Consider the following 25,825-nt stretch of genomic DNA (forward strand, 5'->3'; position numbering starts at 1 on the left):
GGTCATCTCAGTGCCGGTTTGCGGAAGGGGCTGTTGCACCTGCTGACACTGGCGCAGTCGGATGAGGATTATGTAGGCGAAAGCTGGCAGGTGCTTTGCAGTGACCGGCGTATCCGTTTCAAGGAAATGGAGTACCATCTGCCACCTCAAACGGCAGAAGATGTCTTGAAAGAAGTCATCCTGCGCCTCGAGCGTGACCACAGGGAAATCTATTTCCCGATTGAGGTTCGGCAGACAGCGGGTGACAACGCGGCGCTTTCACCTTTTCAGGACGGCCCTCGTATTTCGATCGCAATTCACAGCGATGCGGATGAGGATCATGAGCGCTATTTCAATGCCATCGAACCCCTGTTCGTCGAAGCGGGTGGCCGTCCGCACTGGGGTAAGATGCACGGCCTGACCTATAAGGAACTTTCGGGGCTCTATCCCGATTTCGACCGGTTCTGCGCCTTGCGAGAGGAACTGGACCCGACCGGGAAATTCCTTTCGCCTGCGATGGCACGGCTGTTCCGACCATGATCGATAATTACCTTCGGCAGCTCTCGGACACGCTGAAACGCCATGGTGTGGACAAGCCGGTCGCGGTAGTGGATCTGGACCGGCTTGATGCGAATTGTGCGGCAGCTACGAAGGGGGCAGATCAGGGGCTCGATTATCGCTTGGTGGCGAAGTCTCTGCCCTGCCTGCCCCTGTTGGATCACATCCGGTCAAAGATACCCACATCGGGCCTCATGACGTTCTCGGAGCCGATGCTGCTGGCGCTGCTCGCGGCTGAGCCTGAGATTGACCATCTGTTGGGAAAGCCGTTGCCTGTAACTTCGGCAGCGCGCGTTCTGCAGGTGCAACCAGATGCCGCCCGTCGTGTGCAGTGGCTGATTGATACGCCCGCGCGCCTGGCAGAGTATCTGGATTTGGCTGAGAGGATCGAAAGCACGCTTCGTCTGTCGCTCGAGCTGGACATCGGCCTGCATCGGGGGGGTATGACGCCCGATCAGGTCTCGCAGGCTGATATGCAGATCGACGCGCATCCTCACGCGGTTCTGTCCGGTGTGATGGGGTATGAGGCGCATCTGGCAAAGCTTCCTTCGGTGTTGCGCGGGGCGGCCGCCCAGTCCTGCACGGAAGCGTACCGTCGTTCGGTTGAGGCCTTGGGGTCGGGCAGAGGTGATCTTTGCCTGAACACGGGCGGCAGCCTGACATTTCAGAGTTATATGGCCAGTGGATCAGCGACCGAGGTCGCTTTTGGCTCTGTACTGGTCAAGCCATCAGACTTCGATCATGCCACAACACAAGCGTTTTCACCGGCGCTATTTCTGGCGACGCCAATTCTGAAAGTAATGCCGGGCAACCGGATGCCCGGATTGGATTTTCTGGGCCCTCGTCGACGTGCCGATATTGCGGTGTTCGGCGGACACTATTTGGCCGAACCCACCTATCCCGAGAAGTTCAAGTATTCTGGCATCTTTGGCCGGTCGAGCAATCAGGAGGTCTGGACCGGACCAAAAGCAACGCGGGCGCGACCGGGTGACATTGCTTTACTGCGCCCAAGCCAGAGCGAAGCGGTTCTTAATCAGTTCGGTCTGCTGCTTGGAATTCGCGGCAATGAGGTCGTCCATGAATGGGGATGTTTACCAAACTAAGGCAGGGTCGAGCGAAAAGAGCGTGCTGTTTAGACTGATAGCCCGACCAGTGCCACGCCTGCAGCCATAAGAACAGCCGCACCAAGGCGGCGAATCCAGTTACCCTCGCGCAGGAAAATGAAGCCGATTAGCGCAGCAAATATAACTGAGGTCTCGCGCAGAGCAGATACGGCACCCAATGGGGCAAAGTTCTTAGCATACAGAACCAACCCGTATGCGATCATCGACACGAGCCCTCCGAGGATACCTATACCCCAGACCTTCAGCGGCAGCTCGCGCAGGACGGCTCGTTTCCGAACAGCAACAAAACCGGCAATGAACAGATGTAGGAATGCACCCCAGGCCCAGTAGCTGAGTGTATTGTTGGAAAGGCGCACCCCAATGCCATCCACCACCGAATACATCGAGATACAAAACCCGGTGCACAGAGCAAAGAACAATGCAGCTCGATCAACGCCAGAACGCAAGGCTTTCCAACTGCTTAGCTGAATGCCGAATGCGATCAGCAGAATTCCCATCCAGGCTTGCAAGGGCAGGCTTTCACCAACCAGCAGAAACGCCCACAGGGCAACCAGTGCCGGAACAATTCCACGGGCGATCGGATAGACGACGCTTAGATCGCCATGCTGATAGGCTTTGCCCAGCATGAAGTAGTAGCCAAAGTGCACAACGGTCGAGATCAGGATGTAGGGAAAGCTCTCCATACTTGGCAGAGGCAGCACGGCAATCATGATACTTGCCGGAATTACATGGCCAAAAGCCACCAAACCCAACGTGGTTGTGCGGTCGGCGGCTGTTTTTACAATCGCATTCCAAACCGCATGCAAAAGTGCCGCCGACAAGATGATGCAGATCACAAACAGGCTCACCAGCAGACCTCGCGAATTGGGGCGTCTGTTAGTCGGCCCAGATGGTTAGTTCTCCGTGCACGGATTCGCTGTGTGAAAAGCCGCGCCAGAATCTCTTCGGTTAGTCCGAAGCCTAACGACCGGCAATAAGCGTATTCTAGGATGAATCCTCAAACATTTTTGCCAATAGCGACATTGATCTGGAATATGTCGCGCATTGGCGACGCATAAGCAGGTAGGATTCGAGAATATGCAGCAAGGCGTAAGGCCTACCACTTTCGTTTAGCGTGCAGTAACTATCTGATGCTGAAGAAAATGGTGGGCGACCCTGGAATCGAACCAGGCGTGCGTCTCCGCGAGGGAGTTACAGTCCCCTGCCACACCTTGCGGCCTGTCGCCCACTGTCAGGCGTTGCACCTGACGTGGAGGCGTGATTACTAGCGCGCCAAAGGAGCGTCAACAGGAAAATTCCGCTTTGGCGCAGGAAACATGTTCCACGGCCCGGAGGCCAGCAAAATGAAGAAACCCAAGTGGGTGATTGAAAAGGAACAGGCGCGAAAAGCGGCTGGATTCGAAACCGTCTGGTTGTTTGGTTTGCACGCGGTTCGCGATGCGCTGATGAACCCGAACCGGCAGAAACTACGCCTGATCGTAACCCGAAATGCCAAAGACAAACTGGCCGAAGCCATTGATTTTGCAGGTATCGAGCCAGAGATGGTAGATCCACGCAAATTCAGTGCTCCGATAGATCCCGGCTCTGTCCATCAGGGCGCCGTGCTTGAAGTTAAGCCGCTGGAGTGGGGTGGTCTGGCTGAAAACTGCATTGGTCAGGAAAATCCAAGGGTGCTGCTGCTCGACCGGGTTACTGATCCGCACAACGTGGGTGCGATTCTGCGTTCAGCCGAAGTGTTGGGTGCCTCCGCTGTGATCGGCACCCGACATCATTCAGCACCCGAAACCGGGGCTTTGGCAAAAACGGCGAGCGGTGCTTTGGAGCGTCAGCCTTATTTGCGGGTTCGCAATCTGGCAGATGCGATAGTGGAACTGCAGGGGATGGGATTTCTTGTCCTGGGTCTGGATGGCGAAGCACACGAGACCATTGAAACTGCATTGGATGGCAAACGCGACCTTCCTGTAGCACTGGTCCTAGGTGCCGAGGGGCCGGGTTTGCGTCAAAAGACCAAAGAGACCGTAGATCAATTGGTTAAAATCGACGCATCGGGCGGATTCGGTTCGTTGAACGTTTCAAATGCGGCTGCGATCGCCTTATATGCTTCCAGACACCATTGACAGGAGAGCACCATTTCCAGCCCGTCCAAAATCGCCACCTGCTGCTATTGCGGAACGCGCGCCGCGCTGGTTCTGAAAGGTAGTCAGCGGCATGAACTGAGCTGTTCAAGCTGCGGCGCCCCGCTGCACGATATGAAGATGATTCCCAAGAGCAAGGTCTCAGACAGTTCCTCTGCGCGCAGCGGCGCGGGCAAGGCGCAGTTCGAAAAGAAAAAGAAGAAGAAAAAGAAGAAGGGGCTCTTCTCGCGCGCGCTTGATGAAGCATGGGACGTGATCGAAGATATATTCGACTGATGCGGCAGCAGCGACACGGGTGTTCACAAGCTTGTCATCGGGGGTTCCGCCAGCGCTAAAAAATTGCATTTTGAGACCCTAAGAATCCGGAATCCAAAGTTTCAATGCTATCCCGTCGTTCCCTGATTGCCAGTTTTGCTGCCGCCTTGTTTGCTTCTGCGCTGCATGCGCAGGATAGGCCTGTGTTCTACGCAGATGATGGTCTTGCAATGGCAGGCTATGATGCCGTGTCCTACTTTGACGAAGGTGTGCCCACGCGTGGCCAACCCGAAATCGCAGTGATGTGGAAAGGGGCCGAGTGGCATTTCGCTTCACAAGAAAATCGCGAGCGGTTCGAAAGTAACCCACGTGCATTTGCGCCTCAGTTCGGGGGGTACTGCGCTTATGCCATGACGTATGGTTCGCTCAGCAGCACTGATCCGAATGCCTGGAAGATCGTAGAAGGCAGACTATACCTGACCCACTCTCCTGCAATCGAACGGATGTGGGACAGGAACCTGACACAGAATATTCGCATGGCCGAAGAATACTGGCCGGCAGTTCTATATAAGAACTAGGCGGATTTCTGATTTTTGTGGCCTGTCATCACAAAAATGCGCGCCCCCTCTTTTTTTTAAGAAACTCATGCTTAAATGTCACAGTGACCGCGGAATGGAACTGCCGCGGGTCATTTCACTGTCCCTCGTTCCAAAACTTGCGCCCAAGAGATTCTTGGGCGCTTTTTTCTTTTGGGGACACCGGATAGGGTGCGGCTATGCCGGATTATTCAGATGATTTCCTCAAAACGATCCTGCGGCGTACCAAGGTGATCGCCGTTGTTGGCGTCTCCATGAATCCGGTGCGGCCCAGTTACTATGTGGCGCGATATCTGTCGCTCAAGGGATATACGGTCATTCCGGTCAATCCGGGCCACGCGGGAAAGGAGCTGTTTGGTCAAACGGTTCGCGCTACGCTTGGCGAAATTTCGGAACCAGTTGATATGGTGGATATATTCCGGAGATCTGAAGCTGTCCCGCCGATTGTGGAGGAAGCTCTGCAAGCCTTTCCGGAACTGAAAACCATCTGGATGCAGATCGGTGTCGAAAACCCGGAAGCCGCCGAAGCGGCACAGGCGCGTGGTGTCGAGGTGGTGATGAACCGCTGCCCTAAGATCGAGTATCAGAGACTTTTTGGTGAGCTTCGTATGGGCGGTTTTGCGACCGGTATTATTTCGTCGAAACTCTGACCTTTATTCGTTGAAAGCCGGTGTAAGTTCGGCCAACTGCTCCTGACGCCGCTTTTCCAGAACAACCTCACGCGGGACCCATTCGTAACGGGTATCTTCAACGAGCGGTGACCAGTACAAAACGCCGCCATAGCGCCAGGGATCCAGAACAATCCCGTCATACATCGATTCACCCTTTCGGCTGATTATCGCCGTGCTGTGATCGATTCGGAACGGATTGTCGGCGTTTGCGATCGCGCGATGCAGCGTGAGGGTCTGAAAATTCTCCTGTCTAAGACGCCGCTCGATATCTTCGGCCCAGTGCCAGCAAAGCCCGCGCGGACGCAGCCCCTTGTTGACCTTGGCATTGTGGATCAGGGGCGGATCAGTGATCTCGTACTCCTGCACCAGTTGGGCGGTGTAGGCATATGTGATGCTTGCCGCCCGGTTGGCTTCTTCGGGGTCGATATCAGGTCCTAGGCTCTGTATTTCTGCAGCAAGGCGTTGGACTTCGTCTCCGGTTGCGGGTGGTGGGGCAGAGCACGCACCAAGCGTCACCATCGCAAGCACAGCCAGCACACAGGCAAAGGGTCTGATCATTCACGCGTCCTCTGATCGGTCCTGCGCCGGAGCGCCTCGATCTGTGACTATAAGGCGTGGAATGTCGTGACGGAACCCGTCCAATCAGCTGTCGGGCCGCGCAGCCTTTTCAGCAATACCGCTGATGCCCTGACGCTTTGCCAGTTCAGTCAGCACATCATCCAGAGGTACATCCCGCGCGGCCAGCATAACCAGAAGGTGATACAGCACATCCGCGGCCTCTGAGGTCAGTTTGCCCTGATCACCTTTGACGGCTTCGATAACGGCCTCAATGGCCTCCTCCCCGAACTTCTCGGCGCATTTTTCAGGGCCCTTGGCCAGCAATTTGGCAGTCCAGCTGGATTCGGGGTCGGCATCCTTGCGGGCCGCAATGGTGTCAGCCAGTTCTTGCAGGATATTCATGTCAGCCTCATCGGAATGCCTGCGGCAGCCATATGTTCCTTGGCTTCGCGGATTGTGTATTCGCCGAAATGAAAGATCGAGGCAGCGAGCACGGCGCTAGCACCGCCTTCGGTAACGCCCTCAACCAGGTGGTCCAGATTGCCTACGCCACCTGATGCGATCACGGGAACGTCCACGGCATCGGAAATGGCGCGTGTCAGGGGCAGGTTAAAGCCCGCCTTGGTGCCGTCGCGGTCCATCGAGGTCAGCAGAATTTCACCTGCGCCTTTGGCGACTACGGTTTTGGCGAACTCAACGGCGTCAATGCCAGTTGGCTTGCGCCCGCCATGGGTGAAAATTTCCCACTTCCCGGGGGTAACGGTTTTTGCATCGATCGCACAGACAATGCACTGGCTTCCAAACTGGTCGGCGGCTTCGACGATGACATCCGGGTTTGCCACGGCGGCCGAGTTGAAGCTGACCTTGTCCGCTCCGGCCAGCAAAAGGGCACGCACATCGTCTTTGGTGCGCACGCCACCGCCCACGGTTAACGGCACAAAGCACTGTTCGGCCGTGCGTTGCACCACATCAAACATGGTACCCCGGTTCTCATGCGTGGCGTGGATATCCAGAAAACAGATCTCGTCGGCGCCGGCCTCATCATAGGCTTTGGCCGATTCTACGGGATCACCTGCGTCGCGCAGGCCGACAAAGTTGACACCTTTGACCACGCGGCCATCGGCGACATCGAGGCAGGGAATGATGCGGGTTTTCAGCATAAGACATCCTTTGTTGGCGCACCTCTACCGGCAAAGCCCCGCCGATGCCAGACTTGTGATTGTCACATCCCTCAAAGCTGTGAAAACTGTCCCTAAATTTATCAGGAGATCAATGAGATGCGTAAACTCTTTCTCGCGACCACATTCATTCTTGGGGGAACTGTCGCAGCAATGGCAGACGATATTATCAAGGTAAACACCGACAAATCAGTGCAGGAGGTTATGGATGCGCTTGAGGCGGCGGTTGGCAATGCGGGTGCAACCGTCTTTGCCCGCGTAGATCACGCGGCCGGTGCCGAAAAGGTTGGGCTGACCATTCCGGCCAATCAGGTTCTGATCTTTGGCAACCCCGCGCTGGGTACGCCTGCCATGCAAATCGATCCTCGCGCCGGGCTGTTCCTGCCGCTCAAGGTGCAGGCATATCAGGACGCGGACGGTCTGGTCTGGCTGGCCTATGAGGATCCCAAAGAAACGATGGACGAGCTCGATGAGGTCGAGAAGTCCCCGGTCATCGAAAAGATGCGCGGTGCGCTTGCCAAGCTGACGGCTGCTGCCGCTGGCTGATCTACGCCGGCTCAGGCCATCTGGTCGCCCGGCTTACGCGTGCAAGCGCGTTTCGGGCGATCAGGATGTGAAAGGGCAGAATGGCTGCCAGATAAAGCCGACCACCCAGATTGTGTCGGTGGACCCATGTGGCAAGCGAAATCCGACCACCCTCGGAGTGCACTGAAACTCGGAAATCGAGATGCCGGTCGTTGAAACCAGCAATCACCTCGGTTTCATCTTCATGTTCTACCGGGAAGATACCAACCTTGTCCGCCGCGTCCGGTCCGGTGTTGCTGAGCCCGAATGGTGCAACCAATAGACCCCTCAATCGAACCAGCGCGATGGCCCAAGACGGGAACGCCGTGATGATCTCTGCCGCCTGACGAGGTGGCAGGTCAGATGGGACGCTAAAGCAATCCAGGAAATCGCCCGACTTCAGGCGGTTATGCAGCAGGCTTGATGTCGGTAGTGCTGATCGAATCACCAGTGATTTGAACATTCGGCTACGCTCTGAGCGTTGCCAGAGCCTCCTTCAGGTCAATGGCGCCATCATACAGCGCACGGCCAGAGATGGCACCGTTCAGACCTGCGCCACAATCGCGCAGGGCGATGAGATCAGCAATTGAGGAAACGCCACCCGATGCGATGACCGGGATCGATACAGCGCGGGCCAGATCGGCAGTCGCCTCGATATTCGGGCCCTGCATCGCGCCGTCGCGGTTGATGTCGGTGTAGATGATTGCCGCAACGCCAGCGTCTTCAAAGCTGCGGGCCAGATCCGTGACCTGTACGTCTGTTTCTTCGGCCCAGCCTTTGGTTGCGACCATGCCGTTGCGAGCATCAATGCCCACGGCGACCTTGCCGGGAAACGCTTTGGCTGCTTCACGCACCAGATCAGGGTTTTCGACGGCAACGGTTCCCAGAATCACGCGTGCCAGGCCTTTGTCCAGCCATGTCTCGATTGTCGCCATATCCCGAATGCCGCCGCCTAGCTGTGCAGGGACTTTGCATTCCTTCAAAATCGCCTCAACCGGGGCGGCATTGACAGGCTCACCCGCAAAAGCTCCGTTCAGATCAACCAGGTGCAGCCATTCGCAGCCCGCCTCGACAAAGGCGCGTGCCTGTGCTGCCGGGTCGTCGTTGAATACGGTGGCTTTGTCCATTTCGCCGCGCAGCAGGCGAACGGCCTGGCCGTCTTTGAGGTCGATGGCGGGGTAGAGGATCATGTGACGCGGCCCTATATGACAGTTGTTCGCGCGGGATATCGCACATGCGGGGCAGGGGATGCAACGCGACGCTAAGTCAATCTTGCCCGAAGGCATTCAGCGGGTCAGACTGAAGTCAAAACAGGGAGAAGATCATGAAGAAGCTTACACTCGCAGCTGCATTTGCTGCTATGGCAACAGGCGCTTTTGCGGATCCGGTTGACGGGCTGTGGAAAACCCAGCCGGGTGACACCGGCGGCTATCTGCACGTTTCGATTGCACCTTGTGGTAGCGCCATCTGCGGTACAATCGATACCGCCTTTGACGCCAATGGCAATGAGCAGCTGAACTACGAAAACCTCGGCAAGCAGATCATCTGGGACATGGTCCCTGAAGGAAACGGCAGCTATGACGACGGTAAGATCTGGGCTCCGGACCGGAACAAGACCTACAGCTCGAAAATGTCGCTGGACGGTCAGAACAAGCTGACCGTCAAAGGCTGTGTGGCTGGTGGGCTGGTCTGCCGCGGTCAGACCTGGACGCGGGTTCAATAACCCGTCACGGGGTCCAGGTCAGGAAGTTCCCGATCATACGCAGCCCCACATCCTGACTTTTCTCAGGGTGGAACTGCATCCCAATCATCGTGTCACGGCCGATCACGGCCGTGACCTCCTGCCCATAGTCCACATAAGCCAGACGTTCCGCCGGGTTATTGACCCGGAAGTGATAGGAGTGAACGAAATAGACGTGATCCCCGGATTTGACGCCGTCAAATACAGGGTGGGCATTTTCCAGCACCAGATCATTCCAGCCCATATGCGGCACCTTCAGTGCGCTGTCTGACGGCTCAATCCGCACAACATCGCCCGCGACCCAGTCCAGCCCATTGGTCTCGGAATACTCGTGACCTTTCGAGGCCATGAGCTGCATGCCCACGCAGATACCAAGAAACGGACGGCCTTTCTGTTCGACGGCCTCGACCATGGCGTCGTAGATGCCCTTGTGCCCGCGCAGCTCGGCGGCGCAAGCCGGAAAAGCTCCATCGCCGGGCAGGACCAGCCGATCAGCTCTTGAGACCACATCGGCATCCGAAGTCACAACAACTTCGCCCGCATCCATCTCACTCGCCATGCGCTGAAACGCCTTTTCGGCGGAGTGCAGGTTGCCGCTTTCGTAATCGATTATGGCAGTCAGCATTTATAGCGCGCCTTTGGTTGACGGGATCGCGTCGGCCTTACGCGGATCGGTCTCAACCGCCAGACGCAATGCACGGGCGACCGCCTTGAACGCGGCTTCGGCGATGTGGTGGCTGTTGAACCCGTGCAACTGATCGATGTGCAACGTGATACCGCCATGGGTGCTGAGCGCCTGAAAGAACTCGCGCACCAGTTCGGTATCGAAGTTGCCGATCTTGGGCGTCGGCAGATCCACGTTCCAGATCAGGAAAGGACGGCCCGACAGGTCCAACGCACAGCGGACCTGTGCATCATCCATGGGCAGGTGGCACTCGCCATAGCGGCGGATACCTTTCTTGTCGCCCAGGGCCTGCGTCAGCGCCTGACCCAGCGCAATGCCGGTATCCTCGACCGTGTGGTGATCGTCGATGTGGTAATCACCCTTGGCACGGATCGTCATATCGATCAGCGAATGACGCGCAAGCTGATCCAGCATGTGATCGAAGAATCCAACGCCGGTCTGGTTGTCATAGGTACCGGTGCCGTCAAGATTGACCTCGACCGTGATCTCGGTCTCGGCGGTCTGACGGCTGATCTTTGCGCTGCGCATGGGCGAATTCCTTTTGCTACAGGCGCGCTTATAGACGGGGTAGGGCAGAGGTTTCCAGACCGCCCGTACCATTCGCGGCAAACTGTTGCGGCGCAATCAGGGGATTGCGCCCGCAGTGCCACCATGTCAGCCTGCCGCCAACAAAACAAACAGGGCCAAATTCATGTCCACCTGCGTATTCATTCAGATCCGTTGCAAGCCTGGCACCACCTATAAGGTCGCCGAGGATATCGCCTTGCGGGAAATTCACTCCGAACTCTATTCGACCAGCGGTGAATACGATCTGTTGCTCAAGCTCTACATCCCGGAAACCGATGATGTGGGCCATTTCATCAACGAAAACCTGCTGGTGATCCCGAATATCGAGCGTTCGCTGACCACCATGACCTTCAAGGCGTTCTGACTAGATCGAGGCCTCAGACATCGAACCTTGTTGCGGCGCGCATGCCAGAACCGCGCCGCTGCGTGATTGCTGATCAGTTGTTCCTGCCCGGAGCAACTGATGAACGCCGAACAGCACCATCAACGGGACAGCAAGTGAGACAAGGTAGTTGTCTCCCGCAAATTGAGACCACACGACCCCGAATGCGCAAACAATCAGCAGCACGACGGAATGAGTGCGCTTTTGATTAGTGCTGCTGGGCTGATAGCTTAAAAACCCATTTGGGGCGAAGGCGGTCAAAATCAGACCGGTCACAAAAACGCTCATGAGAACCAGCGTTGCGATATTCCCGATCAAAAGCGTCGCGGCATCTCGATATCCCGCAAGAACCAGGCCTTCGATCAACGGAGTGATTGTGATCATGAAAATGTTGATCCCAAGCAGGATTGGCTGAGGCCGCAGGCCATTTCTGGCATATGTAACGCACACCGCTGCCGCCAGAACCGTCCCAACCCATCCGGCCAGTTGCAGGTCACCTGTTGCGCGAAACAGAACCATGAAACTCACGCCCGGCAGGTTCTCAAACATCTCAAGCAGCAATCGCTTTTGGTTGTTTCCCGGCATGGTTTCGAACCCTCTCAATCGATCATTATCTTGGAGTATCGGGGTGGAATATCACCCCAGCTCAAACGTCGTGATTCCATAAATCCGATCCAGATCAATGTCCGGCGCATGGCTGGAATACATGCGGCCGGTTTCAAACACTTTGGTCATTCCCAACTGTTGCGCCATCGCCATGGCTTGTGCGTTGGGGTTGGGCATGTCGATGAATATCTCGGCATCCGACTGGTCAGCGGGAAGAGTCATAAGAAGCGATACCAGAAGGGCCTCGGCGATCTCGGGACTATCCGCGAACAACGGGCCGACCTTGTACCCGCTCAGGCATCGCCGCAGCGTCGCGTAGCCCTTGATTTGACCGTCTTCCTCAAACACCCGAGAGGCATGATTGGGCGCATCCAGCCAAGCGTGAAGGAATGTATCTCGTGCGGCGGGGAAGAGGCCCCTGTCATAGGACCTCAGCTCGTCCGTCAGGCTATCCAGCGCAGCGATACGAACATGCTCTGATCGGCCCAGTTGATCCAGTATGCTGCCGGCCGAGCACGAGAAGCGGTAGTTGTCATATGCCAGATCAAAGCCGAACTTGCGGTAGTTGTCTTGCTGCTCAACAACGCCGTCCATGCCCATGTTCCGGTGCTCGCAATGCGCCTTGACAGCTTCAGCCACCTGAAGCCCGTATCCCGATCCGCGATAGTCAGGGTGCACGATATAAAAGCCCAGGAAGGAATAGGTATCGTCGTAATTCACGGCTGATGCCGACGCGATCATCTGACCATCCAGAAACCCACCCTTGAACCCCTCGGGGTCCGAGCTTCGGAAGCATACGGCATCGTGCAGTCCGGGATTCCAGCCTTCCCGCCCGGCCCAGTCGACGGCTGTCTGGACCTCATCCGCTGTCAAAGCGCGAATTACGTATTCTGGCATGGCCGGGTCTCCGTCGTGATTGGTTACAATCAGAGGATGCCGCAACAGGAGCGAAAGAACCAGCGTGTTGAGAAAGGTTAGTATCTGGAGCGGGCGAGGCGATTCGAACGCCCGACCCTAACCTTGGCAAGGTTATGCTCTACCCCTGAGCTACGCCCGCATCAGATACATATGCTTTGGTCCTAAGACCTCTCAATGGAGCGGGCGAGGCGATTCGAACGCCCGACCCTAACCTTGGCAAGGTTATGCTCTACCCCTGAGCTACGCCCGCGCCGTTGAGTGAGGAGGGATGTATAAATTCCCACGCAGGGCTGCAAGCGGAAAAACGCAGAATTCTGAAAAAATCTTTTTTCGACGGAAGCGCTGCGCTCGCCCGTTAAAGAACCAACGCATTACGAAAAGATAATGGTGGAGGTGAAAATATGGCGAGGGTTGAAAACGTTAAGATGGCAGCTCTGGCCGCGATGATTTTGCTGGCAACGGCAATTTCCCGGGCAGACAGCGACAGGCTGGGTCAGGTCGAGCCGATCCTGATGCCTGCCGCTGAAATCGAAGTACAGGTTTTGACCTGATAAGCGCCTGCCGGAACTAGCTCAGAGTGCCAGAAACAGGTTGGCCAACGCTGCGATCAGAATGGCTGCGAATGTCAGAAGCATGCCGACCTGGCGCAGAATCACGATCTGACTGGAACGGCCAAAGCCATAGGCATGCAGCAAGCGCCCAGCCAGCAGCATCAACCCCAACAGGTTCAGAATCAGCCAGCCCGCGCCCTGTAGTTCGGCCATCGCGATCAGCAGCAACGCAAACGGTGCGTATTCGGCACAGTTGGCATGCGTGCGCATGGCCTTAATCATGGCCTTGTCACCACCATCCCCGACCGAGATTTTACCACTGCGACGATGCAGGATGACATTGGCGCTGAGTGCGACATAGAGGATGGCAATCAGGGCGGCGTAGATCGGTGTGATGGCAAGCATGTAAGGGTCTCCGCGAGGTCATAGAAAAGGCCGCGCAGTTTCCCACGCGGCCCGAATGAGCTTACGCTGTTTTTCCGGTTATTCCAGTTCTACCAGAAGGTCCTTTGCGTCAATCTGGCCACCGGGTTGGACGTGGACAGCTTTGATTGTCGCGTCACGCTCGGCGTGGATGCCGGTTTCCATCTTCATCGCTTCGATGGTCAACAGCATGTCGCCTTCCTTGACCTCCTGACCAGCAGTTACGGCAACCATGGCCACAACACCGGGCATCGGCGCACCGACATGGTTGGAATTGCCTGCTTCGGCTTTGGGGCGCGAGGCTGTGGCGGATTTGACCAGACGGTTCGGTACACGGATCACACGCGGTTGACCGTTGAGTTCAAAGAACACTTTGACCTCGCCGTTTTCATCGGTCTCACCAATGGCCTGACAGCGGATTTCCAGCGTCTTGCCCGGATCGATCTCAGCGGTGATTTCTTCGCCCGGCTCCATCCCGTAGAAGAAGGTGCGCGTCGGCAGGGTACGCACTGGTCCATATGTCCGGTGGCGGCCCATGTAATCCAGGAAGACCTTGGGATACATCAGGTATCCGTTCAGATCCTCGTCATCGATCTCCATGCCTTCCAACTGCTTGGACAGATTGGCACGCGTGGTATCCAGATCGACCGGATCGACGCCTTTACCGGGGCGTTCGGTATTCGGCGTCTCCCCCTTCAGCACCTTGCTGATGATGGTGTTCGGGAAACCACCGGGAGGCTGGCCGAGGTTGCCGCGCATCATGTCGATGACCGAGTCGGGGAAGGCCACATCAGTCGACGGATCCTCGACGTCCGAACGTGTCAGGTTCTGGCTGACCATCATCAGGGCCATGTCCCCAACCACTTTGGACGATGGTGTCACCTTCACGATATCACCAAACATCTGGTTCACATCCGCATACATCTGCGCCACTTCGTGCCAGCGCTCCTCCAGACCCAATGAACGCGCTTGCGCCTTGAGGTTGGTGAACTGGCCGCCGGGCATTTCGTGCAGATACACCTCGGAAGCAGGCGCCTGAAGCCCGGTTTCAAAGGCTGCATACTGACCGCGCACAGCTTCGAAATAGTCGCTGATTTCGCGTACGGCCTTGATGTCCAGACCAGTGTCACGATCCGTATGGCGCAACGCCTCAACCACCGTACCAAGGGTTGCCTGCGACGTGTTGCCCGAGAAGCTGTCCATCGCACAATCGACTGCGTCCACACCCGCTTCAGAGGCGGCAAGGATAGTGGCGCTGGCGATACCCGCGGTGTCGTGTGTGTGGAAGTGGATAGGCAGGCCGACCTCTTCCTTCAACGCGCGGATCAGGATGCGGGCCGAGGCAGGTTTCAGAAGGCCTGCCATGTCCTTCAGGCCCAGCACATGTGCACCGGCATCGCGCAGCTCTTTCGCCATTCCGACATAGTACTTCAGGTCATACTTGGCGCGATCTGGGTCCAGAATATCGCCGGTGTAACAAACTGTGCCTTCGCAGATCTTGTTGTTCTCGATGACCGCATCCATGGCGACACGCATGTTTTCGACCCAGTTCAGCGAATCGAAAACACGGAATACATCAATATTCTTCGAGGCCTGACGCACGAACTCCTGAACCACGTTGTCCGGGTAGTTGGTATAGCCAACCCCGTTCGCCCCACGCAGCAGCATCTGGGTCATAAGGTTCGGCATCGCCTCGCGCAGATCGCGCAGACGTTGCCACGGGCATTCCTGCAGGAAGCGATAGGCCACGTCGAAGGTCGCACCGCCCCAGCATTCAACCGAGAACAGTTGCGGCAGGTTGGCGGCATAGCTTGGTGCTACCTTGATCATATCGATCGAACGCATCCGGGTGGCCAGCAGAGACTGGTGGCCATCACGCATAGTGGTGTCGGTGATCAGCAGCTGACGCTGGGCCTTCATCCAGTCAGCCACGGCCTGCGGGCCTTTTTGCTCCAACAGGTTGCGGGTCCCCATCTGAGGTTCAGCCTTCGGCGCAGGGGCCTTGGCCTCTTTCAGATCTTCGCGAGGCATCGGACGGTCTTTGGTCTCGGGGTGCCCGTTGACCGTGATGTCAGCAATGTAGTTCAGAACCTTGGTGCCGCGGTCACGACGCTTTTTGAAGTGGAACAGATCCGGCGTCTCATCGATGAATTTGGTGGTGTATTCGTTCGACAGGAAGATCGGGTGCTTCAGCAGGTTCTCGACAAAGGCGATGTTGGTCGACACGCCACGCACACGGAATTCACGCAGGGCACGGTCCATCCGGGCGATGGCTTTTTCCGGGGTCGGCGCCCAAGCGGTCACTTTGGTCAGCAGCGAGTCATAGTAACGGGTGATCACACCACCCGCATAGGCAGTACCGCCGTCCAGACGAATGCCCATACCAGTGGCCGAACGATAGGCGGTGATGCGGCCATAGTCGGGGATGAAGTTGTTCAACGGATCTTCAGTCGTGACCCGCGTTTGCAGTGCATGGCCGTTCAGGCGAATCTCATCCTGGCTGGACTTGCCGGTGGCCTCGGCCAGCGTCTTGCCCTCGGCGATCAGGATCTGTGCCTGCACGATATCGATGCCGGTGACTTCTTCGGTGACGGTGTGTTCCACCTGAACGCGCGGATTCACTTCGATGAAGTAGAATTTGCCGGTGTTCATATCCATCAGGAATTCGACCGTGCCCGCGCATTCGTAATTCACATGGGCGCAGATCCGCCGGCCCAGCTCGCAAATCTCTGCGCGCTGTTCTTCACTCAGATACGGGGCAGGGGCGCGTTCAACGACCTTTTGGTTCCGGCGTTGTACCGAGCAGTCGCGCTCATAAAGATGGTAGATCTCACCGTGCTTGTCACCGAGGATCTGAACCTCAACGTGACGTGCGCGGGTGATCATCTTTTCCAGATAGCCCTCACCGTTGCCAAAGGCGGCTTCGGCCTCGCGGCGACCCTCCAGCACTTTCTCTTCCAGTTCGTCCTCGGACAGAATCGGGCGCATCCCGCGGCCGCCGCCGCCCCAAGAGGCCTTGAGCATCAGTGGATAACCGATTTCGGCTGCTTCCTTGCGGATCGCATCCATATCATCGCCCAGTACTTCGGTCGCGGGGATGACGGGTACATCTGCCGCAATCGCGACCTTGCGGGCGCTCGCCTTGTCACCCAGTGCGCGCATGGTCTCGGCTTTGGGGCCGATGAATGTAATGCCGTTCTGAACACAGGCATCCACAAAGTCCGGATTCTCCGAGAGAAGGCCGTAACCGGGGTGGATCGCATCCGCACCGCTTTCTTTGGCGACACGGATGATTTCGTCAATCGACAGATAGGCGGCAACTGGTCCCAGACCTTCGCCGATCCGATATGCCTCATCAGCCTTGAAACGGTGCAGCCCCAGTTTGTCTTCTTCGGCGAAGACAGCAACGGTGCGTTTACCCATCTCGTTCGCGGCGCGCATTACGCGAATGGCAATTTCGCCGCGGTTGGCGATCAGGATTTTCTTGAAGTCGGTCATGGCAGGTCCCGGTCTTATTGGTGTGGCCGTATGAATAGGCGGAGATTACGCGCAGTGATATCTGTAGTTCTGGGTAGAACCGGCATGTTATCGCTCGCAAACGCCGCTTATTAGCGCATTCTTAATACACACGCTGCGCTGCAGCATCAAATGTATCGATTGAAGGGGGCAGATGACCAAGGTCTGCCGCCCCGATTTGCCCCATATTCGCTTGCAGATCCTGCCTCAGAATGTCGATCACATGAGCAGGGCCACCGATTCCCAAAGCCCCGAGACCATAGAGAAATCCTCGTCCCAGCATCACGAAATCTGCTCCTCGGGACAAAGCGCGGAGGACATCCAGCCCGCCTTCAACACCGCTGTCAAAGATCAGAGGCAGATCAGTCGCGGCTCGCATGGCGGGTAAGGCGTCTATGCTGGCGGGTGCACCGTCAAACTGCCGTCCACCGTGATTCGAGACCCACAGCGCATCGATTCCCACACTTTCCAACCTTTCGGCATCTTCTGGGCGCATGACCCCTTTGATGATGAAAGGGCCATCCCAATGGTCGCGCAGCCATTCAACGTAATCCATGCCCGGAGACGTTCTGAGCAGGTAACCAATGTGCGCGGTCGGCGGTAGTTGCAGATTGTTGTCGATATATTTGTCGAGCGTCCGCATCCGAGGAACGCCATTTCGCGCCATCCCCAGCGCCCAGGCGGGCCGTTGGGCGATCTGCGTCAGCAGGCGCGGCGTCAGTTTGGGCGGATGCGTCAGGCCAGAGCGCGTTTGCCGTTCTCGGCGCGATGCAACAGGGACATCAACGGTCAGGACTAATGTTGAAAAACCTGCATCCTTCACACGGTTAAGGATATCCGTGCGAATGTCCGGATCTTTCGGTGGATAAAGCTGAAACCAGGCATCCGGTCCGATATGCGGCGCCATGTCTTCGGGATTTTGACTCGCGACCGTAGAAAGCGTGTACGGAATTCCCGCTTCAGCAGCGGTGCGCGCAAGAATGCCTTCTGCGTCAGGCCAGACCAGTCCGGACATTCCGATTGGAGCTATACCAAAGGGCAGGGGATAGCCCTGCCCCAGAAACCGAGTGCTCAGATCGAAATCCAGCGGCCCGTGAAGGATCGATGGCATAAAGCCGATCCGATCCAACGCTGCGCGATTGCGTCGACGGGCCACTTCTGCTCCCGTGCCGCTGTCCAGATATTCCCAGACAAAGTGAGGCAGTCGACGCCGGGCGCGCCGCTTCAGATCTTCGATACCCGGATAAGTGCTGTGCAGGTCCATGAGGATTGATCGGACCTGCAACGCGATTCGGCAAGGTATTCAAGCAGCTGACGACGAAGGCTGTGTTGTGCCCGGCCCGGTCGGCCCCTTATCGGTGGAGGTATTGATGATATGCGCTGCGCGTGCAACCTGTACCTGATTGCGTCCCTTGTCCTTGGCCACATACAGCGCATCATCGGCTGCACGCATCAGGTCCTGTGGCATCGTCCCATGTGCCGGATAGTGGGCCACGCCCACCGAAATGGTGATGCGCGGCAGGGATTTCTCGCCATACCTGACCGAGACCGCCTCGACTGCCTGTCGCAATTTCTCGGCCCGGGTCATTGCGTCTTCGGGCGTGTTGTCCGGCAGGATCAACATGAATTCCTCTCCCCCGATGCGGCAGGCAACTTCGTCCCGGTCGCAGCCTTGTTCCAACGCTGAACCAACGGCGCGCAGAACCATGTCACCGGCGTCGTGCCCGTGCGTGTCGTTGAATTTCTTGAAATGGTCCACGTCCACGGCAATCAGGCTGAGCGGGGCACCTGTCTGTTGACTGCGGCTGATGCCTTTGCGCAGGGTTTCCGTCATGTGGCGGCGATTGAACAATCCCGTCAGCGGATCCCGCACGGACTGGTCATGCAACTGATCGCGCATGCGGACATTGGCGATCGCCATGCTGATCTGTTCCGCACAAAGCTGCGCAAGTTTCTTGCTGCTGTGAAACTCTTCGCCGCTGCCCTCATGCGCGCGCAGATGCAACAAGCCAACCGTTTCCCCGTGCGCCAGAATAGGAAAGCAGAAATAGGGTCGACCATCATGCGGTTCGGCATGTTCGCAGACAAAATCGATCTCGGATGCGCCGAATTCATATGTCCGTCCCCGGCGCAGACCCCAGCATCCTTCGGGATGGATGTGCGCCTTATGTGATCCGCCATTCCAGCTAGCACAGCCATCCAGAACATCGCGAGAGTTGGAATAGACATAAACACTGCCCTCGGCCTCGGGCAGGATATGGGTCATGAACCGGGTGACCATATCGAACAGCTCGTCCAGTGATCTGCTGGATTGCAGCCATTCATTCAACTCCCCCAGCAGACGCACTTCGCGTGCCAGACGCAGCTGTTCGTCCATCAGATCCCTTTCTTTTGCCGACTGTTTCTGCAGGGCCAGGACCTGAAACCGGTTAGTCCGGTAGGTCGCCAGAGAAACTGCACCAAGGGCAAACAGGGCAATCCCGCTTAATATTGCCAGCGAGATTCTGAGGCGCGAGATGAAGGTCGTGCGCAAATCAGAAAAGTCGGTGAAAAACTCGATGGCGCCGATAAATCGCCCGTTCTTGGTAACCGGCATAAACACTTCGGCGACGTGGTGCTGCGTCGCGTTCTGGATATTGTCGGTGTGCAGGTCCAGCCCGTCGATCTCGGATAGCGGAACGACCTGTTGTATATAGTGGACCATTCCCCGGGCAACGTCGCTGCGAAAAAATGTGCGCTCTTCCATGCTGCCGATCTCATTCGCGCGCGTAGACCAGACCACCCGCCCCGCCGTATCGAGCAGTTTGAAACGGTAGACATCCGAGGCCTCGGGCATGGATGACAGAAACTCAAGGTCATGATCATCAATGTTACCGGTGCGCAGTGCCATTTCGGGATCATCCAGATGCAGGACCACTCTGCGTTTCCACAGTTCGGCCTGTTTGAGGATGTCCGTCTGCAGCATCCGGTCGACCAGAGGTGCCGGGAGTTTGTAAATGCCCCACCCGGCGGCAATGGTCAGAGCGACCAGCAAAAAGGTGATACCGGTCCATTTCAGCCGGTGATTGACGGTCCCCCGATCCGGATTTTTCATGATCTCGCGCTCCCACAACAATGGGCCAAGCATCAGGGTCAAGTTTTGACAGATGGTTAACGCCGGCGTGGGGTGATCAGTGGAGTTGTTTAGAATTCGTTGGAAAGAATTTTGAAAATCTGTGTGAACAAGCCGTGAACAAACCCTTTCCCTAGACGCCTATCCGGCGTAGTTTGGGCGAATGAGCAGTTTTGATGAAATGGACGCCTTCGAAGGCGCATCCCTGTCGACGCGGGCGATGGCCGCTCGACCGATGCCTTACTTGGATGACCTCAATCCGGCACAGCGCGACGCGGTTGAGCGGCTGGATGGACCGGTCCTGATGCTGGCGGGTGCTGGCACCGGTAAGACCAAGGCGTTGACCACCCGTATTGCGCATCTCCTGAATACGGGCCGCGCTCGCCCAAATGAGATCCTTTCGGTGACTTTCACCAACAAGGCCGCGCGTGAAATGAAGGAACGTGTCGGCCGTTTGTTGGGGCAGCCTGCCGAGGGCATGCCTTGGCTGGGCACATTCCACTCGATCTGCGTCAAACTGCTGCGACGCCATGCTGAACTGGTCGATCTGAAATCGAACTTCACCATTCTGGACAGCGACGATCAATTGCGGTTGCTCAAGCAACTGGTACAGGCCGCCAACATCGATGATAAACGCTGGCCCGCACGGATGCTTGCCGGGATCATTGACGACTGGAAGAACCGTGCACTGACACCGGACAAAGTCCCTACTGCAGACGCTGGAGCCTATAACAACAAAGGCATCGAGCTTTACGCACAGTACCAGACCCGTCTGCGCGAACTGAATGCGGTGGATTTCGGGGATTTGCTGCTGCACATGGTCACGATCTTCCAGACCCATCAGGATGTGCTCGAGCAGTATCAGCGCTGGTTCCGCTACATCCTTGTGGACGAGTATCAGGATACCAACGTCGCTCAGTATCTTTGGCTGCGCCTGTTGGCCGGAGGGCACAAAAACATCTGTTGTGTCGGTGATGATGACCAGTCGATCTATGGCTGGCGTGGGGCCGAAGTGGGCAACATCCTGCGGTTTGAGAAAGATTTTCCCGGCGCATTCGTTGTGCGGTTGGAGCAGAACTACCGCTCGACCCCACATATTCTGGCAGCCGCGTCCAACGTCATTCGCGGCAATGAAAGCCGATTGGGCAAAGAGCTTTGGACTGACCGTGAAGATGGCGAACAGGTTCGTCTGATTGGCCATTGGGATGGCGAGGAAGAGGCGCGCTGGATCGGGGAAGAGATCGACGCGATGCAGGGCGGAACCCGTGGTGTGCGCCCCATGAACCTCGATGAGATCGCCATTCTTGTCCGCGCTTCGCACCAGATGCGCGCTTTCGAAGACCGCTTCCTGACTATTGGTCTGCCGTACAAGGTTATCGGTGGTCCGCGATTCTATGAGCGAATGGAGATTCGCGATGCCATGGCCTATTTCCGGCTGGTGGTTAGCCCCGAAGACGATCTGGCATTCGAGCGGATCGTAAACACGCCAAAGCGCGGACTGGGCGACAAGGCGCAACAGACCATCCAGATGACCGCACGGGAAAACGGTGTGTCTCTGGTCGATGGGGCGCGAATAGCCGTTGATAACGGATTGCTAAAAGGCAAGGGCGCCAAAGCGCTTCGCGAGTTGGTCGATGGTCTGGCGCGCTGGAATGCTATGACGCGAGGCCCAAGGATCGAATTCGACGACGATTCGGTGATCGATGATGGTACTGCTCCGATCCGCTACGGGGAGCCGGAACATAGTCACATCGAGTTGGCGCAGATCGTGTTGGATGAGTCCGGCTATACTGCGCATTGGCAGAACGACAAGACACCCGAAGCACCCGGGCGGTTGGAAAACCTCAAGGAACTGGTCAACCAATTGGACAATTTCGAGAATCTTCAAGGGTTTCTGGAACATGTCAGTCTGGTGATGGACAACGAGCAGGACAGCGACGGGGCCAAGGTCTCGATCATGACCCTGCACGCGGCCAAAGGGCTGGAATTCCCGGCTGTTTTCCTGCCGGGGTGGGAGGATGGGTTGTTCCCCTCTCAGCGTTCTATGGACGAATCGGGACTAAAGGGCCTCGAGGAAGAACGGCGACTGGCCTATGTCGGCATTACGCGCGCCGAGGAGGTCTGCACTATATCATTCGCCGCCAACCGGCGCGTGTTTGGGCAATGGCAGAACTCGATGCCATCGCGTTTCATAGATGAATTGCCCGAGGATCACGTAGAGGTTCTGACCCCTCCGGGACTCTATGGTGGTGGTCAGCCCACAGCCGGGATTGAAACGCGCGCGGCTGAGGCCAACGTCTACAACTCGCCTGGTTGGAAACGAATGCAGGCGCGGCAGGGCCAATATGGCATGTCGCAACCGAAAGAGAGCAAGAATACGGTGATCGACGCAACTGCGGTCGCCAGTTTCACGCTGGGTGAGCGGGTGTTCCACCAGAAGTTCGGTTATGGCGGGGTCATTGGAATCGAAGGTGACAAGGTCGAAGTCGAATTCGACAAGGCCGGGACCAAAAAGGTTGTGGCCAGATTCCTGTCTTCCAAGGATGATGTCCCGTTCTGATCCAGCGGAATTTGCCTGACGGCAAATACTCGATCCTTTGTATGGCGCCCGGTTCTGACCGTGGCGCCATTGTTTTGTACAGGGAAAAGAAAAACGGCGGTTCCCAGGGAGGAGGAGGGGAACCGCCGTTCTTTTCTACATCAGGACAGGGAGGAGGAGAGCCCCGATGTATTCGAACCCGGGTTTGACCCCGGTATGGAGAAGACGCGGCGACGTCAGGGAGGAGGAGGCGTCGCCGCGCGCTTTCAACATCAAGGCAGGGAGGAGGAGAGCCCTGATGTATCGGCTTCCGGCATTTGAGGCCGGTATAAAGTGCGGCAGCATCAGGGAGGAGGAGAGATGCCGCCGCTGAAATACAGACCCTAAGGGAGGAAGAATGGGTCTGATCTCGTTGTTTCTGTTGCGCTTAGCGCGCGGATTGCTCTTCTGCCGCTTGCATTGCAATGCGGCGGATCATCGAACGGTGCAGGCCCAGATCGGCCAGCTCGCGGTTCGACAACGAAGACAGTTCGTTCACGGTCTGGCGGTACATGCGGTGCCGGGCGTAACGGACCTTTACCGCCTCAACCAGTGAAGCAAATCCAAATGTCGGTGCGCTTTTCAGCGCTGTGTGATTGGTTGCTACAGCCATTTTCGTAACCCGATTTACTATTGTTGCTGCCGGTGTGTTCCGGCGTTTGCTTGAGGATGAAAATAGGTGAATGCTGCGATTGCACAATAGGGTGCGACGTCAATGCTGCTATGCGGCAAGTGCATAGATTAGATGGTGTTTTTGCTTGAACCCCAAAATTCACCTTAAAAATATAGGTTTGAGGTTGCTTTACCGCAGGGCACCGTTTCCCGATGATTTTTGCCTACACTTTAGATGCCGGAATTTTGGACGGAATCTGTGAAATTCTGTGCGTTCTGTTAGTGAAGACTCTGCCTAAAAAATGTGCCTGGGAAATCATGGGACGCTTCTATGGGAATACATGGGTAAGTATCTCGATACTCGAAGCAGCACTGAGATGAACATGGCTCGAAGGTGGGTTTATGGGTGATTCGGGTCTGATTTTGAGAACAAAACAAGATCAAATAAGGCGTGTGATCCGAATCTTTGAAATAGATGGGAAATTATGGGAAAAAATGTCCTGCTGAAATGTTGTCTATATATAGTGGTGCTGTTACTCAATTTTTGCATATAGTGTGGAATTGACAAGATTGTGGAGAGTAATTTATCTCTTGTGATCGTTTTCATTGAGAATGAGCTTCAAAAATTATATTGATTTCCATGAATTCCCATGGCATCCCTTATTCATCCGATGAGGACGAGGCAGAAGGGGCACCAAACGACCCCGAACCAAAAATACAAGAACAGGTTTCATACAGGCATCTCGCTTTCATCACTCAAGAGATCCGGCGCGCGGGCGAGCAGACATCCCCCCAGGTGGCGCGCGCAGCTGGACATCCCGCAAAGCGGGCGAATGCGGCGGGTTGATCAGTGGCAGCAGATCAACCCGCCGTTTTTAACTTCGGGGGACGTGAAATTTAGGTGGGGCGCAAGCGAAAGGGACAGTCGTCTTGGCGCGCAGGTTCAGAGGCGAAAGCCAGCATAAGGTGGATACAAAGGGCAGGGTGTCGATCCCGGCCTCGTTTCGCCGTGTGCTTGAGGCATCTGATCCCAACTGGCAGCCCGGCGACAATCCAGAGCTCGTGATTGTCTACGGTGACCACCGCCGCAAATATCTTGAATGTTATACGATGGAGGCGATCGACGAGGTCGATGCCAAGATCGATGCACTGCCCCGCGGTTCGATGCAGCGTAAGATGCTGCAGCGCATGTTCCATGGTCAGTCATTCCCGACCAACGTAGACGAAACCGGTCGTCTGGTTCTGCCTGCAAAGCTGCGCAACAAGATCGAACTGGAAGGCGAGGCATTCTTTATCGCCGCCGGTGATACTTTTCAGATTTGGAAACCCGAGACCTACGAGGCCGAAGAACTGGCCGCAGCCGAAGAATGGCTGGATGACCTGCCTGACGATTTCGATCCGATGGAGTTCCTCGACGGTCCCGGGGATGCGTGACGGCATGGCCGGCGCGGATCATTCCCCTTCGGATAAGCCCCATATCCCTGTCTTGCTTCGCCCGTTGCTTGCGGCGGTTGCACCCGTTTCTGGTGTCTGGCTGGACGGTACTTTTGGCGCAGGCGGATATACGCGCGGATTACTGGAGGCAGGGGCCGACAAGGTCATCGGTGTAGACCGCGACCCACTGGCATTCGAAATGGCTGCGGATTGGGCAAAGGGCTATGGTGACCGGCTGGTGATGCAGCCTGGTGTATTTTCACGCATGGATGAATACGCACAAGATCTTGATGGTGTTGTGCTGGATCTTGGTGTCTCATCCATGCAGCTTGATCAGGCCGAGCGTGGCTTTTCCTTCATGAAGGACGGTCCGCTGGACATGCGGATGAGCCAGGACGGCGAAAGTGCCGCCGATCTGGTGAATACAGCGACCGAGGCACAACTGGCTGATATCCTGTTTCACTATGGCGAGGAGCGCGCCAGCCGGCGTATCGCCAAGGCTATCGTCAAGGCGCGGACGGAAGAGCCGATCACGACAACTCTGCGTCTGGTCGAGATCATCGAATCCTGTCTGCCGCGCCCCAAGCCGGGGCAATCTCATCCTGCGACGCGTAGTTTTCAAGGTATTCGCATCGCGGTGAATGCTGAATATGAAGAGCTTTTCCAAGGGCTTATGGCGGCCGAGCGGGCACTGAAGCCGGGTGGTCAGTTGGCTGTCGTCACCTTTCACTCGATCGAAGATCGCATGGTGAAGCGGTTCTTCCAGTCGCGCGCGGGCAAAACCGGTCGCGCAAACCGCTACGCACCTGAAATCGAGCAGGAACAGCCGCAGTTCACTTTAAAAACCCGCAAGGCCGTTGGCCCGGATGATCAGGAACTGCAGGAAAATCCGCGCGCGCGTTCAGCCAAGCTACGTGTCGCCATTCGTACCGATGCCCCGGCGGGGGAAATTGATGCCCGCGCCATCGGGATGCCGCAACTTGGGGGAAGGGCAAGATGAAGAGTGTATTGTATGTGTTGACCGCCCTGGCCGTATTCGGGCTGGCTTTGTGGGCCTATCAGGAAAACTACCGCACGCAGCA

Annotated in this window: 28 protein-coding genes and 3 tRNA genes; 13 read left to right on the forward strand and 18 right to left on the reverse strand. The window is 56.7% G+C overall.

Features of this window, described 5'->3' with window-relative positions:
• Together E1297_RS37545 and E1297_RS37550 are read left to right on the forward strand one after the other, a co-directional pair.
• Positions 1-519: D-arabinono-1,4-lactone oxidase (locus E1297_RS37545; RefSeq protein WP_305793822.1), on the forward strand; the 519-nt coding region annotated here is incomplete at its 5' end.
• Complete coding sequence (locus E1297_RS37550; protein ID WP_155147291.1) at positions 516-1,640, forward strand: alanine racemase; 1,125 nt, start codon at positions 516-518, stop codon at positions 1,638-1,640. The genes E1297_RS37545 and E1297_RS37550, both read left to right, overlap by 4 nt.
• Positions 1,641-1,669: 29 nt before the next feature.
• Here E1297_RS37550 and E1297_RS37555 read toward each other — a convergent pair whose 3' ends face one another.
• On the reverse strand, positions 1,670-2,509 hold the full coding sequence (locus E1297_RS37555; protein ID WP_209016239.1) for a DMT family transporter: 840 nt from the start codon (positions 2,507-2,509) through the stop codon (positions 1,670-1,672).
• Between the two features lie 295 nt (positions 2,510-2,804).
• Positions 2,805-2,888 (reverse strand) — tRNA-Tyr (locus tag E1297_RS37560).
• Between the two features lie 116 nt (positions 2,889-3,004).
• On the opposite strand from E1297_RS37560, the gene rlmB reads away from it, so the two are divergent.
• From rlmB to E1297_RS37580, 4 genes are all read left to right on the forward strand, one after another.
• A complete protein-coding gene (rlmB, locus tag E1297_RS37565) occupies positions 3,005-3,778 on the forward strand; it encodes a 23S rRNA (guanosine(2251)-2'-O)-methyltransferase RlmB (RefSeq protein ID WP_155147295.1) in 774 nt (257 codons plus the stop codon).
• A gap of 138 nt (positions 3,779-3,916) precedes the next feature.
• Positions 3,917-4,072, forward strand: a complete 156-nt coding sequence (locus tag E1297_RS37570) for a hypothetical protein (protein ID WP_209016240.1) — start codon at positions 3,917-3,919, stop codon at positions 4,070-4,072.
• Between the two features lie 104 nt (positions 4,073-4,176).
• Positions 4,177-4,629, forward strand: coding sequence for a YHS domain-containing (seleno)protein (locus tag E1297_RS37575; RefSeq protein ID WP_155147298.1), 453 nt, complete (start codon positions 4,177-4,179; stop codon positions 4,627-4,629).
• A 197-nt stretch (positions 4,630-4,826) separates the two neighbouring features.
• Positions 4,827-5,297 (forward strand): CoA-binding protein, encoded by a 471-nt coding sequence (locus tag E1297_RS37580; protein WP_155147300.1) that lies wholly within the window; start codon positions 4,827-4,829, stop codon positions 5,295-5,297.
• 3 nt (positions 5,298-5,300) lie between these two features.
• Here E1297_RS37580 and E1297_RS37585 read toward each other — a convergent pair whose 3' ends face one another.
• From E1297_RS37585 to hisF, 3 genes are all read right to left on the reverse strand, one after another.
• Positions 5,301-5,876 carry a hypothetical protein gene (locus tag E1297_RS37585; protein WP_155147302.1) on the reverse strand — a complete coding sequence of 192 codons (576 nt, stop codon included), beginning with the start codon at positions 5,874-5,876 and terminating at the stop codon, positions 5,301-5,303.
• An 84-nt stretch (positions 5,877-5,960) separates the two neighbouring features.
• Positions 5,961-6,278, reverse strand: coding sequence for a phosphoribosyl-ATP diphosphatase (locus tag E1297_RS37590; RefSeq protein WP_155147304.1), 318 nt, complete (start codon positions 6,276-6,278; stop codon positions 5,961-5,963).
• Complete coding sequence (gene hisF, locus E1297_RS37595) at positions 6,275-7,036, reverse strand: imidazole glycerol phosphate synthase subunit HisF (protein WP_155147306.1); 762 nt, start codon at positions 7,034-7,036, stop codon at positions 6,275-6,277. Before hisF ends, E1297_RS37590 begins: the two co-directional genes overlap by 4 nt.
• Positions 7,037-7,153: 117 nt before the next feature.
• Between hisF and E1297_RS37600 the strand changes: the two genes are divergently transcribed.
• On the forward strand, positions 7,154-7,600 hold the full coding sequence (locus tag E1297_RS37600) for a DUF302 domain-containing protein (RefSeq protein ID WP_209016241.1): 447 nt from the start codon (positions 7,154-7,156) through the stop codon (positions 7,598-7,600).
• A gap of 1 nt (position 7,601) precedes the next feature.
• On the opposite strand, the gene E1297_RS37605 is transcribed toward E1297_RS37600, so the two are convergent.
• Complete coding sequence (locus tag E1297_RS37605; RefSeq protein ID WP_155147308.1) at positions 7,602-8,081, reverse strand: DUF2867 domain-containing protein; 480 nt, start codon at positions 8,079-8,081, stop codon at positions 7,602-7,604.
• Between the two features lie 4 nt (positions 8,082-8,085).
• Positions 8,086-8,808, reverse strand: coding sequence for a 1-(5-phosphoribosyl)-5-[(5-phosphoribosylamino)methylideneamino]imidazole-4-carboxamide isomerase (gene hisA, locus E1297_RS37610; protein ID WP_155147310.1), 723 nt, complete (start codon positions 8,806-8,808; stop codon positions 8,086-8,088).
• Between the two features lie 134 nt (positions 8,809-8,942).
• On the opposite strand from hisA, the gene E1297_RS37615 reads away from it, so the two are divergent.
• Positions 8,943-9,341, forward strand: coding sequence for a DUF2147 domain-containing protein (locus E1297_RS37615; RefSeq protein ID WP_155147311.1), 399 nt, complete (start codon positions 8,943-8,945; stop codon positions 9,339-9,341).
• A gap of 4 nt (positions 9,342-9,345) precedes the next feature.
• On the opposite strand, the gene hisH is transcribed toward E1297_RS37615, so the two are convergent.
• Both hisH and hisB read right to left on the reverse strand, forming a co-directional pair.
• The gene (hisH, locus tag E1297_RS37620) at positions 9,346-9,984 is read right to left on the reverse strand and encodes an imidazole glycerol phosphate synthase subunit HisH (RefSeq protein ID WP_155147313.1); all 639 of its coding nucleotides are present in this window, start codon (positions 9,982-9,984) and stop codon (positions 9,346-9,348) included.
• Positions 9,985-10,572, reverse strand: coding sequence for an imidazoleglycerol-phosphate dehydratase HisB (gene hisB, locus E1297_RS37625; RefSeq protein WP_155147315.1), 588 nt, complete (start codon positions 10,570-10,572; stop codon positions 9,985-9,987).
• 163 nt (positions 10,573-10,735) lie between these two features.
• On the opposite strand from hisB, the gene E1297_RS37630 reads away from it, so the two are divergent.
• Positions 10,736-10,975, forward strand: a complete 240-nt coding sequence (locus tag E1297_RS37630; protein ID WP_155147317.1) for an Lrp/AsnC family transcriptional regulator — start codon at positions 10,736-10,738, stop codon at positions 10,973-10,975.
• Here the strand turns inward: E1297_RS37630 and E1297_RS37635 are convergent, their stop codons facing one another.
• The 4 genes from E1297_RS37635 to E1297_RS37650 all read right to left on the reverse strand — a co-directional run bounded on the left by E1297_RS37635 (position 10,976) and on the right by E1297_RS37650 (position 12,767).
• Complete coding sequence (locus E1297_RS37635; RefSeq protein WP_155147319.1) at positions 10,976-11,578, reverse strand: hypothetical protein; 603 nt, start codon at positions 11,576-11,578, stop codon at positions 10,976-10,978. It lies immediately after the preceding gene.
• Positions 11,579-11,629: 51 nt separating this feature from the next.
• On the reverse strand, positions 11,630-12,496 hold the full coding sequence (locus E1297_RS37640; protein ID WP_155147322.1) for a GNAT family N-acetyltransferase: 867 nt from the start codon (positions 12,494-12,496) through the stop codon (positions 11,630-11,632).
• A gap of 85 nt (positions 12,497-12,581) precedes the next feature.
• A tRNA-Gly gene (locus E1297_RS37645) sits at positions 12,582-12,656 on the reverse strand.
• Between the two features lie 36 nt (positions 12,657-12,692).
• Positions 12,693-12,767: transfer RNA gene (locus E1297_RS37650), tRNA-Gly, on the reverse strand.
• Positions 12,768-12,918: 151 nt separating this feature from the next.
• Between E1297_RS37650 and E1297_RS37655 the strand changes: the two genes are divergently transcribed.
• Positions 12,919-13,068: a hypothetical protein gene (locus E1297_RS37655; protein WP_155147324.1), complete on the forward strand. Its 150-nt coding sequence runs from the start codon at positions 12,919-12,921 to the stop codon at positions 13,066-13,068.
• A gap of 21 nt (positions 13,069-13,089) precedes the next feature.
• Here E1297_RS37655 and E1297_RS37660 read toward each other — a convergent pair whose 3' ends face one another.
• The 4 genes from E1297_RS37660 to E1297_RS37675 form a co-directional block, all read right to left on the reverse strand.
• Entirely contained in the window at positions 13,090-13,473 is a 384-nt protein-coding gene (locus E1297_RS37660) for an MAPEG family protein (protein ID WP_155147325.1), read from the reverse strand.
• Between the two features lie 78 nt (positions 13,474-13,551).
• On the reverse strand, positions 13,552-16,989 hold the full coding sequence (locus E1297_RS37665; protein WP_155147327.1) for a pyruvate carboxylase: 3,438 nt from the start codon (positions 16,987-16,989) through the stop codon (positions 13,552-13,554).
• Positions 16,990-17,110: 121 nt separating this feature from the next.
• On the reverse strand, positions 17,111-18,271 hold the full coding sequence (locus tag E1297_RS37670; protein ID WP_155147329.1) for an alpha-hydroxy acid oxidase: 1,161 nt from the start codon (positions 18,269-18,271) through the stop codon (positions 17,111-17,113).
• A gap of 39 nt (positions 18,272-18,310) precedes the next feature.
• The gene (locus tag E1297_RS37675) at positions 18,311-20,101 is read right to left on the reverse strand and encodes a diguanylate cyclase (RefSeq protein ID WP_155147331.1); all 1,791 of its coding nucleotides are present in this window, start codon (positions 20,099-20,101) and stop codon (positions 18,311-18,313) included.
• Between the two features lie 181 nt (positions 20,102-20,282).
• On the opposite strand from E1297_RS37675, the gene E1297_RS37680 reads away from it, so the two are divergent.
• Positions 20,283-22,679 (forward strand): ATP-dependent helicase, encoded by a 2,397-nt coding sequence (locus tag E1297_RS37680; RefSeq protein ID WP_155147333.1) that lies wholly within the window; start codon positions 20,283-20,285, stop codon positions 22,677-22,679.
• 406 nt (positions 22,680-23,085) lie between these two features.
• On the opposite strand, the gene E1297_RS50870 is transcribed toward E1297_RS37680, so the two are convergent.
• On the reverse strand, positions 23,086-23,310 hold the full coding sequence (locus E1297_RS50870; protein WP_155147336.1) for a DUF1127 domain-containing protein: 225 nt from the start codon (positions 23,308-23,310) through the stop codon (positions 23,086-23,088).
• Positions 23,311-24,239: 929 nt separating this feature from the next.
• Between E1297_RS50870 and mraZ the strand changes: the two genes are divergently transcribed.
• Positions 24,240-24,743, forward strand: coding sequence for a division/cell wall cluster transcriptional repressor MraZ (gene mraZ / locus E1297_RS37690; protein ID WP_155147338.1), 504 nt, complete (start codon positions 24,240-24,242; stop codon positions 24,741-24,743).
• 4 nt (positions 24,744-24,747) lie between these two features.
• Entirely contained in the window at positions 24,748-25,743 is a 996-nt protein-coding gene (gene rsmH, locus E1297_RS37695) for a 16S rRNA (cytosine(1402)-N(4))-methyltransferase RsmH (RefSeq protein WP_155147573.1), read from the forward strand.
• Positions 25,744-25,825: the final 82 nt, after the last annotated feature.

This window comes from Roseibium sp. RKSG952, from assembly GCF_009711355.1.